We start from the raw sequence: 12,167 nt of genomic DNA on the forward strand, positions 1-12,167 counted from the left end.
CCGTGACCGCCGGTACCCCGGCCGGGAGGCGAATGGCCGGATCGGGCAGTCGACCGGGACACCCGCCGCACGCCGCTCCGCGGCACCCGTAGCTCGCGACATCTGCCCGCTGTCGGGCAGGAACGGGTCCGCCGCCGAGGGCGGTGTCAGGTCGTCCCGCACCTGCCGCGGAGGAGGTCCACGCCCTCGCCCCGGAGGTCGTCGCAGTGCGCGGCGCGGCCGGTCATGGCCATCACCAGGGCCGGCGTGGGACCGGACACCGGCGCCCCCGCGCCCGTCGCGAAGGGACCGTCGTCGGCGACGAGCCGCAGGCCGCCGATGCGGCCCTTGGCCACGACCACCATGTCGGTGCCCGCGTAGTACTCGGCCACCGGGGTGACCACGTCGACCGGGTAGGCGCGGGTGATGCCCAGCGGGCGCCGTATGTCCTCGCCGTGGACGATCGTCTCCCCCAGCATGGCGATGGCGGGCAGCGGCGGCTTGGTGGTGCTCCCCACGGTGTTCCGGAAGCGCTCCAGGGTCGCCGCGGGGGTGGGGCCGAGCTGTTCGGCGAGACGCATGGCGACCTGCCGGTCGAAGTCGAAGCGGCAGCGGATCACTCCGGCCATCCAGCGCACGGCGTTCAGGCGGGCGCCCGCGGTGAGGTGGGCCAGCACCTCGCGCACGGTGAGCCCGGCGCACAGCGACGGCGTCGCCCACCGCTCCTCCGGCAGGGAGGCCAGGTCGGCGGCCAGTGCGGCGCGTTCGGCGTGGATCGAGCGCCAGATGTCCGCCGTCGTCGCCAGGTCGGTCATGGGGGTCTCCTGTCTCGGGGCGCGGCCCTCACCGCGGAGGAGAGGGCGCCGGGAGAAGGGTGACTCCGGTGACGGCGGTAAGTGATCGCTCCCGGTGCTCCTGATTCTCCACGACCGCGGTGCCTCCCGCCCCGGAGGGACGACCGGTGCCGCCCGCCGTCGGGGGACGGCGAGCGGCACCGGTCCGGGGAGGGGCCGTCAGGAGGGGTACGGCAGGAGTCCGGCGTTGATCCGTTCCCAGGCGGTCCGCAACTCGGCGAGCCGGTCGGCGCGTTCGGTGGCGAGGTCGGCCTGTTCGCGCTCGTCGGCGGCGAGGTTGTACAGGTGGTCCTTGCCGGAGGCGTCGCGGTAGTACTTCCAGTCGCCGCGTCGCAGCGCCCGGTTGTTCCGGATGCGCCAGAAGAGGTCCCGCTCGGGGACGCGTTCGCCGCGCAGCAGGTATCCGGCGAAGCTGTGGCCGTCCAGGGGGTAGGCCGGGTCGGGCCGGGCGCCGCCCAACTCCAGCAGGGTGGCCGTCCAGTCGGGCGAGTACACCGGTTCGTGGCTGACCTGGTGGCCGCCGATCCGGTCCGGCCAGCGCAGGATGGTCGGCACCCGGATGCCGCCCTCCAGGAGCTGCGACTTGCTGCCGCTGAGCGGCCATTGGTAGGAGAACCGTTCGCCGCCGTTGTCGCTGGCGAAGACCACCACGGTGTTGTCCTCCTGCCCGGAGCGGCGCAGGGCGGCGAGCACCTTGCCGACGGAGGCGTCGAGGTTCTCCACCATCTCCTGGTACTTCTCCACCGAGCCGCCGTCGTCGTGGCGGAGCGCGCCCAGTATGTTTCCGGCGCGGATCCGGGCGGCGATCTCCGCGCCGGCCTCCTCGTCCTTCTCGCCGGTCCACGGCCAGTGCGGGGTGGTGAAGTTGAGGTTGAGCAGCCACGGCCGGTGGTGCTCGCGGCCGACGTACTCGACGGCGCGCTCGGTGAGGACGGTGGTGTAGTAGCGGAGGTCCTGGTAGGTGGCGTCGCCCTCGTAGAGGTCGTAGTCGCCGAGCTGGCCCAGCTTGGAGAAGTACTCCAGGGCGCCGCCGAAGTTGCCGAAGAACTCGTCCCAGCCCGACTTGGTGGGGCTGTAGTCCGGCAGCCAGCCGCAGTGCCACTTGCCGATGAGGGCGGTGTCGTAGCCGGCCTTCTTCAACAGGGAGGCCAGGGTGGGGTGGTGGGGGTCCAGGCCCTGGGTCCGGTTGCCGATGGGCTCGGCCAGGCCGCCCTTGGTGCGGCCGGGGAAGCGGCCGGTGTAGAGGCTGAAGCGGGTCGGGGAGCAGGTCGCGGAGCCCGCGTAGGCGTCGGTGAAGCGCACGCCCTGGGCGGCGAGCCGGTCGAGGTGCGGCGTTCTGATGTGCGGGGCGCCGTACGAGGACAGGTCGGCCCAGCCCAGGTCGTCGCCGAGGATGAACAGCAGGTTGGGGCGTCTGCCCGAGCCGGAGCCGGGACGGGCCCGGAAGGGACGCTCGGCGGGGGCGCGGCCGGCCGCCTCGGCGGAGGCGGAGGCGGAGGCTGCGACGGTGCCGACGGCGCCGGCGCCCACCAGGCCACCGAAGGCGCGACGGGATATTTCGGGCATGCGAGATCCTTCGAACGGCGCGCCCGCAGGAGACCGGGCGCGTCAGGGGTCGACAGGGGAGCCACCCGGTGCGCGGGCGCGCCGGGATGCTGCGGGTGCGGCCGGACGCGCGGGCTCAGGCCCCTACAGCGGCAGGGACCTCAGGAACGCGGGGGCGGCACCCGGGGAACCGTCGTCGCGGCGGCCGGAGGTCCGGGCACGGAACGGACCGGAACGCGGGCGCGGCGGGACGCGGGGGTGGGGCGGGAGAAGGCCCGGAGGTCAGCGACAGATGGCGCTGGACTGACGGCACAGGTCGACGTGCCGCCGCGCGACCAGCGCGACGAGCGCCTGCGGGTGATCGGCAACGGGCCTCATGGGCGGGGACGATGCCAGGGGTGCCGCCGGTGCGTCAACGGGCTGTCCAGCCGGTGGACATGGGCCCGGCGGCACGGGCCGCCCGCCGGTCACACGGGTTGTCACGCGGGCTGCCGTGGCTCTGCGAAAATGTGACCGGCCCTTCGGACGCCGCCGCAGCCGGCGCCCGTCGGCCGACAGGAGTCACGACAGGAGTCGACGGTGTCCGCACAGCACGGAAAGCCCGCGTCCCCGGGAGGCCGCCGGCGGTCCTCCCCCACCGGCGGGCAGGGCCGCGCGGAGGAGCGTGAGCGCACCCGCGGCGGCGAGCAGCGGGCCCCCCGGGGCGACGACCGGGCCGCCGGGGGGAAGAAGACGCGGAACGGTGCCCGGCCTGGGTCCGGCGAACGGACGCCGTCGCGCACCGGGAGCGGCCCGGACCGCGAGGAGCCGCGTATCGGGAGCGGCCCCGAACGCGAGGAACCGCCCACCGGGAGCGGCCCGGGGCGCGGGGAGTTGCGGGCCGACTGCGCGAACTGCTTCGGCCTGTGCTGCGTGGCGCTGCCCTTCGCCCGGTCCGCGGACTTCGCCGCCGACAAGCCCGCCGGGCGGCCGTGCGGGAATCTGCGGGAGGACTTCCGCTGCGGCATCCACGCCCGGCTGCGCGACAGCGGCTACCAGGGCTGCACCGTCTTCGACTGCCACGGCGCCGGGCAGAAGGTCTCGCAGGTCACCTTCGGCGGCGCCGACTGGCGGCGCTCACCGGAGACGGCCCGGTCGATGTTCGCGGTCTTCCCGGTGATGCGGCAGCTGCACGAACTGCTCCAGTACGTCATCGAGGCGCTGGACCTGGCCCCCGCCCGCCCGGTGCACCGGGAGTTGCGGCGGGCGCTGGCCCGGGTGGACGGCCTGACGCGGGGCAGCGCGGAGTCGATCGTCGCGCTCGACGTCGACGCGCTGCGGGGCGAGGTGAACCCGCTGCTGCTGAGGGCGAGCGAGCTGTCCCGGGCGAAGGTGCCGGGGCGCAGGCGGAACCACCGCGGCGCGGATCTGGTCGGGGCCCGTCTGGCCGGCGCCGACCTCCGGGGCGCGAGTCTGCGCGGCGCCCTGCTGGTCGCCGCGGACCTCGGCGGCGCGGACCTGCGGGACGCGGACCTCATCGGGGCGGACCTGCGCGACGCCAACCTGTGCGGGGCCGACCTCACCGGCGCCCTGTTCGTCACCCAGGCCCAGCTCAACGCCGCCAGGGGCGACGGTTCCACCCGGGTGCCCGAGGGGCTGAGCAGGCCCGCGCACTGGCGGGGGGCCGGCCAGCCGGACGGCACCGCGGACCTCACCACGCCCCATTGACGCGTTCATGACCTACGGATAGCTTCCGCCCCGGACCGGCACGATCTCGGGCCGCGGGCCCCCGCGGCCCGCCGTCACACCGAGCACACCGTGGAGGCCGAGTTGGAACGCCGCACCTTCCTCGCCACCGGAACCGCCCTCACCGCGGGCATGCTCCTCGGCTCGGCGGGAGGCGCGTCCGCCGGGCAGGGCGGCGGCGACCACACGGCCTGGGTGGAGGCCACGCTGGCCCGGATGACGCCGGACGAGAAGATCGGCCAGCTCTTCTGCACCTTCGTCTACGGGCAGACGCCGGACACCGTGGACAGCCGCAACCGGGCCGCCTTCGGCGTCGACACCCCCGCGCGGATCGTCGAGGAGTACGCCCTCGGCGGTGTCATCTACTTCGGCTGGTCCGCGAACCTGGCGTCCCCGCCGCAGATCGCCCGGCTGTCGAACGGTCTGCAGCGGGCCGCCCTGGACCGGACGGGCGTGCCGCTGCTGCTGAGCGTCGACCAGGAGCACGGCGCGGTGGTGCGGATGGGGCCGCCGGCCGCGACCCAGCTCCCCGGCTCGATGGCCCTCGGGGCGGGGCGCGGTGCGGGCAACGCCTACCAGGCGGCGGTGGTCGCGGGGCGCGAGCTGGCGGCCGTGGGCGTCAACACGGACCACGCGCCGATCGCCGACGTGAACGTCGACGCGCGCAACCCGGTGATCGGGGTGCGCGCCTTCAGCAGCGACCCGCGGCTCACCGCGGGGCTGACCGCGGCGCAGGTGCGCGGCTTCCAGCGCGGCGCCGGGGTGATCTCCACGGTCAAGCACTTCCCCGGGCACGGCGACACGGCGACCGACAGCCACACCGGTCTGCCGTTCATCGACCACACCCGCGAGGAGTGGGAGGAGATCGACCTGCCCCCGTTCCGCGCCGCGATCGACGCGGGCGTGGACGTGGTGATGACCGCGCACATCGTGGTGGAGTCGCTGGACCCGTCGGGCGAGCCGGCCACCCTCTCCCGGCCGATCATGACGGGGCTGCTGCGTGAGGAACTCGGCTTCGACGGGCTGGTGATGAGCGACTCGCTGTCCATGGCGGGCGTGCGGCAGAAGTACGGGGACGACCGGGTGCCGGTGCTCGCCCTGCTGGCGGGCGTGGACATGATGCTGATGCCGCCGCGGATCGCGGTGGCACGGGACGGGATCCGCGCGGCCCTCGCCTCGGGGGAGCTGACCGAGGAACGCCTCGACCTGTCGGTGCGGCGGATCCTGGAGCTGAAGGCGCGGCGCGGGCTGACCGGGGCGACGCCCGTGGAGGTCGACGAGGACCCGGTCGCCCTGGGCCGCGTCGTCGGCGCCCCCGCCCACCTGCGGACGGCCCAGCGCCTGTCCGACCGGGCGGTGACCGTGCTCCGTGACGACGCCGGTCTGCTGCCGCAGGCGGCGGGGACGGCTCGTTCGGTGCTGGTGACGGGGGTGGAGGAGAACGGGCTGCGGCCGGTGGCCACCCTCGCGGACCGGCTCGCCGCCCGCGGCGGGACCGCGGTGGCCCGCCCGCTGTCGTCCTTGCCGGCGATGCCGACGGAGGCGGCGGTCGCCGAGGCGGCCGAGGCGGCGCGGGGGCACGACCTGACGGTGGTGCTCACCACCAAGGCGTGGGACACGGCGGTGACCGACAAGGCGGGCCGGCAGCGGGAGCTGGTCCGCCGGCTGGTGGGGACCGGGACGCCGGTGGTGGTGGTCGCGGTGCGCGATCCCTACGACGTCGCCTGGTTCCCCGAGGCGCCCACCTGCCTGACGACCTACGCGCACACGCCGATGCTGATGGAGTCCGTGGCCCGGATCCTCCTCGGGGAGATCGCCCCCGAGGGCCGGTTGCCGGTCGACGTGCCGACGGCCGACGATCCCGGCGTGGTGCTGTATCCGCTCGGCCACGGGCTCACCTGGGCGGTGGGCTGACGGCACGGCCCAGTACGGCGCCTCGCCGGGGCGGCTCAGGCGGGCGCCGGAGCCTGACGTCGCGCCAGCAGCACGGCCAGGGCCAGGGCGGGCAGCAGCAGGGCGGCACCGACGAGGTTGACGGCGCGGAAGCCGCCGACGGCCAGAACGGGCCCGGCCAGCGCGGCGACGGCGGCTCCGGCGTAGCTCATCCCGGCGTCGGCGGCCCCCTGGAGCGGCACCCGCACCCGGTCGTCGTCGACGGCGGCCAGCAGCGCGGAGGCGGAGAGGGTGGACAGCGACCAGCCCAGACCGAGCACCGCCAGGGCCGTCGCGGTGAGCGCCTCGCCGCCGCCGGACGCGGCGGCGTAGCCGAGGGCGGCGGCGGCGAAGAGGACGCCGATGCCCAGGAACGCGGTCCGCAGCGGGCCCCAGCGGTCCGTCAGGCGGCCGAAGAGCGGGCTGAGGCCGTACATGGCGGCGATGTGCGCGCTGATGACCACGCCGACGATCCGCAGGGACATCCCGTGGTGCTGCATGTGGAGCGGTGTCATCACCATGACCATGATCATGGTGGAGTGCGCGGTGGCCAGCAGGACCACGGCGAACAGCGCGTCGGGGCGGCGCGCCGCCCAGCGGAGCGCGGCCAGCGCCCCCAAGGTGGCGGGCCGGGGCCCCGCGGTCCGGTCCGGGGCGGCCTTGTCGGCGTCACCGCGGTACAGGAGCGCGACCAGGGCGCAGGCCCCGGCGAACGCCGCCCCGGACAGCAGGTACGGCCCCGCCAGTCCGAGGACGCCGAGGGACTCGCCGACGGCCTGCCCGGCGGAGGTGAGGTTGGGACCGGCGACCGAGCCCACCGTGGTCGCCCACACCACCACGGCCATGGTGCGCGCCCGCACCTCGGGCGCGACGCCGTCCGCGGCGGCGTACCGGGTCTGCAGGTTGCAGGCCGAGGCGACGCCGAAGAGGCAGAAGCCGGCCATGACGAGGGCGAGCTGCCCGGCCGTCGCCGCGGCGACCACCAGGGCCGCGCCCAGGGCCGCGATCCCGTAGCCCACGCCCAGCGACCAGCGGCGTCCGCGGCCGGCCGCCAGCCGGGCCAGCGGAACGGCCGCCACCGCGGCGCCCAGCACCCCGACCGCCTGGCCGAGACCGGCGAGTTCCACGGCCCCGAGCCGCTCCACCAGCAGCGTGGTCACCGTGATGCCGGACGCGACGCCCACACCGCCGAGCAGGTTGCCCAGCACCAGCACGCCGATCCGCCGCCGTTCGGCCGTGCGGCCGCCCGCCTTTCCGTCCGTGCGCGTCATCCCGTCCCCTCCCCGCGGCGGCCCTCCCGGCCGGGGCCGCCACCGCGGAAAGGATGCCATGTACACGCAGCGCATGGACCCGCCCGGGCACGGGTCAGGCGGTCGGGCGGTCGGGGCCAGGCGGTCAGGCGGTCAGGCGGTCAGGTGGTCAGGTCGCGCGGTTCGACGCGGTGCTCCACGGCCGTATCGCCGTCGCGTTCGACGACGTAGGCGCCTTTGCCCGGGATCTCGGTGACCGCCTCGACCAGTTCGGTTCCGCGGTACACCAGGCCGACGCCGTCGTCCGTGCAGTGGGCGGTGGGCAGGGTGCCGTCCGCCACCATCCGGTGGATCAGCGGGCGGCGGTCCTCGTCGGAGTCGTAGTGCACGCCGTTGCCGTAGGGCAGCAGACCGAGGGCGTCGGTGACGGGGCGGAGTTCCGGACCGAAGGAGTCGGTCGCCCCGCCCTGGAACCAGCAGAGGGACCCCGCGCTGACCCCGCTGAGCACGACGCCGGCCTGCCAGGCGCGGCGCATGACCCGGTCCAGGCCGTGGGCCCGCCACACGGCCAGCAGGTTGACCACCGAGCCGCCCATGACCCACACGACGTCCTGCTCCAGGACGGTGCCCTCGACGTCCTCGAGGTTGGGCATGGGGAACAGGTGCAGCGGCGTGAGGTCGAAGCCGGCGACCCGCGCGGCCTCGCCCATCCGGGCCGTGAAGTGCTCGGCGTCCCCGATGGCGGTTCCGACGTACATCACGCGCGGACGCCTGCCGTGGACCCCGGAGAGGTCGACCGCGTGGTGCACCAGGGCGTCGAAGGTGACCCGGGTGCGGTCCCCGACACGGTGTCCGCCGGAGGTGGCCAGGATGGTCGGTTCCGCTGCCGTCATGCCGATGATCGTATCGGCACCGGTGAACCGCTAGGCGCGGGGCGGCGCGGTCGAGCCGCGGGGCACCAGCGAGGGTGTCGCCACCGGCCGGGAGGTGAACTGCCGCCCGGCCAGGACGTCGAAGAGGATCCGGGTCACCTCTGCGCCGAACGTGTGCACGTCGTGGCTCATCGCCGACAGCGTGGGATGGGTCAGGCGGCACAACTGCGAGTCGTCCCAGGCCAGGAGGGACAGGTCGTCCGGCACGGAGACGCCCATCTCGGCGGCGACGCCGAGTCCGGCGACGGCCATGATGTCGTTGTCGTAGACGATCGCGGTGGGACGCTCCGGGGTGACGAGCAGCATCCGGGTCGCCCGGGCCCCCTCCTCCCCGGAGAAGCCCGTCTCGACGTGCCGGCCCCCGTCCAGGCCGAGTTCCCGCATCGTCCGCTCGAACGCCGCCGCCCGGATCCGGCTGTGGCCCAGGTCGCCGGGGCCGCCGACGCGGGCGATGCGCCGGTGGCCGAGGGCGGCCAGGTAGCGCACGGCCTCGGCGACGGCGGTGGCGTCGTCGGTCCACACCGAGGGGAGGCCTCCGGTGAGGTCGGGGTGCCCCACGCCCACGGCGGGGAGCCCGAGTTCGCGGAGCGGGCCGATGCGCGGGTCGTCCTGGTGGAAGTCGACCAGGATCGAGCCGTCCACCTGGCGCTCCCGCCACCAGCGTTCCTGGAGCGTGATCTCCTCCTCCAGGGAGCCGACCAGGCGCAGCAGCAGCGAACAGTCCCGCTCCGCCAGGACGCTCTCGATGCCGGAGACGAACTCCATGTAGAACGGCTCCAGTCCGAGCAGCCGCGCGGGCCGGCACAGGGCCAGCCCGACGGTGCCGACCGACTGCCGGGAGAGGCTGCGCGCCGCGGAGTTGGGCGCCCAGCCGAGCTGCCGGGCCACGGCGAAGATGCGGTCGCGGGTGGCTTCGGAGACGCCCGGTTTGTTGTTGAAGGCCAGGGAGACGGCGCCCTTGGAGACTCCGGCCGCGGCGGCGACGTCCTTGATGGTGACGCGTGGGGGTGTGCTCACGCGGGTTCCACACAGAAGAGGGCGGCGCGCACGGCGTCGGCGCCGGTCCGGTCGGCGTTCCGGACCCGGAGGCGGAGGCTCTCGCCGGGCAGCAGGGTCCGCAGACCGGTGTCGCAGACGGCGTCCGGGCCCAGCCGGTCCGCCTGCAGGAGGAGGTCGCGTACCAGAGTGCGTGCAGTCACCACGACCTCGACATTACCGCCACCGGCGCCGTCCTCCGCACCGGCCGGCTCCTGCTCGACGGCCACCTCGAAGGCCGGTGCGGGATAGGCGAACTCCTTGTCCACGACGGGGAAGTGGACGGCGCGGAGGGCGGCCGGGGCGCCGGCCGCGGTGCCGGAACCGACCGGGGCCGCCTGTCCGTCGGCGACCAGGAACTCCTTCGCGGACGCCGCGTCCGGGACGAGGTCGCGCGGCACGGGCTGCCGGTGCACCGCGCGCGGGGCGACGGTGACGTCGAGGACCCGCTCGGCGATCGTGGCGCCGTCGGCGCGCAGGCGGCGCAGGGTCACCGAGGTGGTCCAGGGCTCGGCGGACTGGTTGATCACGGCCAGTACGGGTCCGCCCGCGCCGTCGCCCGGGTGGAGGGTCACCAGGCGGTCGGCGTAGACGCGGCGGAGTTCGTGGTGGAGGGGCTTCGGGCGGCCGTCCCCGTCGACGGCGGCCCAGGAGGTCACCGGCCAGCAGTCGTTGAGCTGCCAGACCACCGTCCCGGCGCACACCGGCCAGTGCGACCGCCAGTGCTCGATCCCGGCGGCCACCGCGCGGGCCTGCATCACCTGGGTGAGGTAGTGCCAGCGGTCGAAGTCGCCCCGGGGCGGGGCGAAGTGGCGTTCGAGGCCGCGGTGCAGCTTGCCGTTGCCGTCCTCGGCCTTCTGGTGGTGGAGCATGCCGGGCGAGTCGGGGGCGAGGTCCTCCCCGGGCAGCGCGCGCCGCAGGGTCGCGACGGTGGGCGGCGCCTGCCAGCCGAACTCGGCGACGAAACGGGGGACCGTGTCGCGGTACTCGGCGTGGTCCCGGCGGTTCCAGACCTCCCAGGAGTGGTGGGTGCCGTGCGCGGGCTCGTTGGGGTGGTGGTCCCAGGAGCCCGACCAGGGGCTCCCCGGGGTGTACGCGCGGGTGGGGTCGAGTGCGGCGACGACGCGGGGCAGCAGGTCGAGGTAGTAGCCGCCGCCCCAGGAGTCGCCGTCGAGTTCGGGCTCCCAGCCCCAGTCGCGGAAGCCCCACAGGTTCTCGTTGTTGCCGTTCCAGAGCACCAGGCTCGGGTGGGGCATCAGCCGCACGACGTTGTCCCGGGCCTCGGCCTCCACCTCGGAGCGCAGCGGCTGCTCCTCGGGGTAGGCGGCGCAGGCGAAGAGGAAGTCCTGCCACACCATCAGGCCCAGTTCGTCGCAGGTCTCGTAGAAGGCGTCGTCCTCGTAGATGCCGCCGCCCCAGACGCGCACCAGGTCGACGCCCGCCTCGGCCGCCTGCCGGAGCCTGGCGCGGTAGCGCCCGGGGGTGACGCGGGAGGGGAAGACGTCGTCGGGGATCCAGTTCACGCCGCGGACGAAGACGGGAACGCCGTTGACGACGAAGGTGAAGCGGGTGCCGTGCTCGTCGGGGGCGCGGTCCAGCACGACGTCGCGGAAGCCGGTCCTGCGGGTCCAGGAGTCGAGCGGCGCGGCCGCTTGGCCGTCGGGCTCCGCGCCCTCCTCCGCCAGGGTGACGTGCAGGTCGTACAGGTGCTGCTCGCCGTAGCCGCGCGGCCACCACAGCTCGACGCCGGGCACCTCGAGGGTCAGGACGGCCGTGTTCCCGTCCACCGTCGTGCTCGCGTGGACGCCGCCGAGATGTGCGCGCACCGCGAGGCGGCGGTCCGCGCCCCGCTCGGTGCGCTCGACGTCCACGTGCAGTTCGACCCTGCCGACGCCGTCGCGGACCGTCACCAGGGGCCGTACGCGTGCCAGGCGCGCCGTCGACCACCGCTCCAGCCGGACCGGCCGCCACATGCCGGCGGTGACCAGCGTGGGCCCCCAGTCCCAGCCGAAGCTGCAGGCCATCTTCCGGATGTACTGGAAGGGCTCCGGGTAGACGTTGGGCCGCTCCCCCGTCGTCTCCCGCACGGCGGCGGCCTCGTCGTAGGCGGAGGTGAACGCGACCTCCAGCAGGCCGTGCCGGCCGGTGACGTCGAAGCGGTACCGCCGGTGCATGTTCCGGGTCCGGCCCAGCTCCTGCCCGTCCAGTCCGATCACGGCGGCGGTGTCCAGGCCGTCGAAGACCAGATCGGTCCGCTCGTACGGTCCTCCCGCCGCCGTCTCCTGCGGCGCGAGGTCCCGGGTGTACCGCCAGGCCCTGCGGCCCACCCAGGCCACCTCCTTCTCGTTGAGGCCGAGGTACGGGTCGGGGACGACGCCGGCCGCGAGGAGGTCGGTGTGGACGCAGCCGGGCACCTGGGCGGGCAGCGGGTGCCCGTCGTGGTCGAGGCTCCAGCCGTCGGCGAGCTGGACGAGTTCCATCATGGGCGGACTCCTTCGGCAGGGCGCGCGTGCCTGACAGGTGAGCAGCGCGCTCAACCTAACGGCCCCGGGTGAACCGGTCCAGCCCCGGAAATCCCCGAGTGGCGGCCGCCTCGGCCCGCGGAATGAGCGGCCGGTACCGCAACCATGCGGCGGACACCGCCCACCTCGAACGGACCTCCGCTTTACCGGTTCACATCCGGAATCGCGTGGCGAAGCCAGGCCCCGGTCGACCCCGCCCGCGTCCGCGTGGCTCGGGTTCCTCCGGGCGCGCAGTCCGCACGGACCAGGGGCGGCATCCGGTGGCGCTGGGCACGGACGTGCGCCAGGAAGGCGTCCGGCGGCCGGGGGTGATCGTCGGTATGCGAACACGCTGGACGCTACACATACGCTCTCCGCCCCGACGGGCCGGTCCGGGGCGACGACCGGGAAGGC

The 12,167-nt window shown here is 74.8% G+C and carries 9 protein-coding genes; 2 read left to right on the plus strand and 7 right to left on the minus strand.

All coding sequences use genetic code 11. The annotated features are described in order from the left end of the window. Window positions 1-146: 146 nt before the first annotated feature. From ACWD3O_RS15310 to ACWD3O_RS15320, 3 genes are all read right to left on the minus strand, one after another. Window positions 147-794 (minus strand): maleylpyruvate isomerase family mycothiol-dependent enzyme, encoded by a 648-nt coding sequence (locus tag ACWD3O_RS15310; RefSeq protein ID WP_451416176.1) that lies wholly within the window; start codon window positions 792-794, stop codon window positions 147-149. Between the two features lie 198 nt (window positions 795-992). Next, entirely contained in the window at window positions 993-2,399 is a 1,407-nt protein-coding gene (locus tag ACWD3O_RS15315) for a sulfatase family protein (RefSeq protein ID WP_451416177.1), read from the minus strand. A 261-nt stretch (window positions 2,400-2,660) separates the two neighbouring features. Beyond that, the gene (locus tag ACWD3O_RS15320; RefSeq protein ID WP_359270157.1) at window positions 2,661-2,756 is read right to left on the minus strand and encodes a putative leader peptide; all 96 of its coding nucleotides are present in this window, start codon (window positions 2,754-2,756) and stop codon (window positions 2,661-2,663) included. A gap of 435 nt (window positions 2,757-3,191) precedes the next feature. Between ACWD3O_RS15320 and ACWD3O_RS15325 the strand changes: the two genes are divergently transcribed. Beyond that, window positions 3,192-4,085 (plus strand): pentapeptide repeat-containing protein, encoded by an 894-nt coding sequence (locus ACWD3O_RS15325; RefSeq protein ID WP_451416289.1) that lies wholly within the window; start codon window positions 3,192-3,194, stop codon window positions 4,083-4,085. A gap of 90 nt (window positions 4,086-4,175) precedes the next feature. Continuing rightward, window positions 4,176-6,017 (plus strand): glycoside hydrolase family 3 protein, encoded by a 1,842-nt coding sequence (locus ACWD3O_RS15330; RefSeq protein WP_451416178.1) that lies wholly within the window; start codon window positions 4,176-4,178, stop codon window positions 6,015-6,017. A gap of 35 nt (window positions 6,018-6,052) precedes the next feature. Here ACWD3O_RS15330 and ACWD3O_RS15335 read toward each other — a convergent pair whose 3' ends face one another. The 4 genes from ACWD3O_RS15335 to ACWD3O_RS15350 all read right to left on the minus strand — a co-directional run bounded on the left by ACWD3O_RS15335 (window position 6,053) and on the right by ACWD3O_RS15350 (window position 11,735). Beyond that, window positions 6,053-7,306, minus strand: a complete 1,254-nt coding sequence (locus tag ACWD3O_RS15335; protein ID WP_451416179.1) for an MFS transporter — start codon at window positions 7,304-7,306, stop codon at window positions 6,053-6,055. 140 nt (window positions 7,307-7,446) lie between these two features. Beyond that, window positions 7,447-8,178 (minus strand): Type 1 glutamine amidotransferase-like domain-containing protein, encoded by a 732-nt coding sequence (locus ACWD3O_RS15340; protein WP_451416180.1) that lies wholly within the window; start codon window positions 8,176-8,178, stop codon window positions 7,447-7,449. 30 nt (window positions 8,179-8,208) lie between these two features. Then, window positions 8,209-9,234 carry a LacI family DNA-binding transcriptional regulator gene (locus ACWD3O_RS15345; protein ID WP_451416181.1) on the minus strand — a complete coding sequence of 342 codons (1,026 nt, stop codon included), beginning with the start codon at window positions 9,232-9,234 and terminating at the stop codon, window positions 8,209-8,211. Next, window positions 9,231-11,735 (minus strand): glycoside hydrolase family 2 protein, encoded by a 2,505-nt coding sequence (locus ACWD3O_RS15350; protein WP_451416182.1) that lies wholly within the window; start codon window positions 11,733-11,735, stop codon window positions 9,231-9,233. The genes ACWD3O_RS15345 and ACWD3O_RS15350 overlap by 4 nt, the downstream gene beginning before the upstream one ends. Between the last annotated feature and the right edge of the window lie 432 nt (window positions 11,736-12,167).

Source organism: Streptomyces sp. NPDC002640 (assembly GCF_053592575.1).

Coding starts and splice junctions, on each gene's coding strand:
- ACWD3O_RS15350 (WP_451416182.1), bottom strand. CDS start 11,735: ATGATGGAACTCGTCCAGCTCGCCGACGGCTGGAGCCTCGACCACGAC.
- ACWD3O_RS15320 (WP_359270157.1), bottom strand. CDS start 2,756: ATGAGGCCCGTTGCCGATCACCCGCAGGCGCTCGTCGCGCTGGTCGCG.
- ACWD3O_RS15335 (WP_451416179.1), bottom strand. CDS start 7,306: ATGACGCGCACGGACGGAAAGGCGGGCGGCCGCACGGCCGAACGGCGG.
- ACWD3O_RS15315 (WP_451416177.1), bottom strand. CDS start 2,399: ATGCCCGAAATATCCCGTCGCGCCTTCGGTGGCCTGGTGGGCGCCGGC.
- ACWD3O_RS15340 (WP_451416180.1), bottom strand. CDS start 8,178: ATGACGGCAGCGGAACCGACCATCCTGGCCACCTCCGGCGGACACCGT.
- ACWD3O_RS15310 (WP_451416176.1), bottom strand. CDS start 794: ATGACCGACCTGGCGACGACGGCGGACATCTGGCGCTCGATCCACGCC.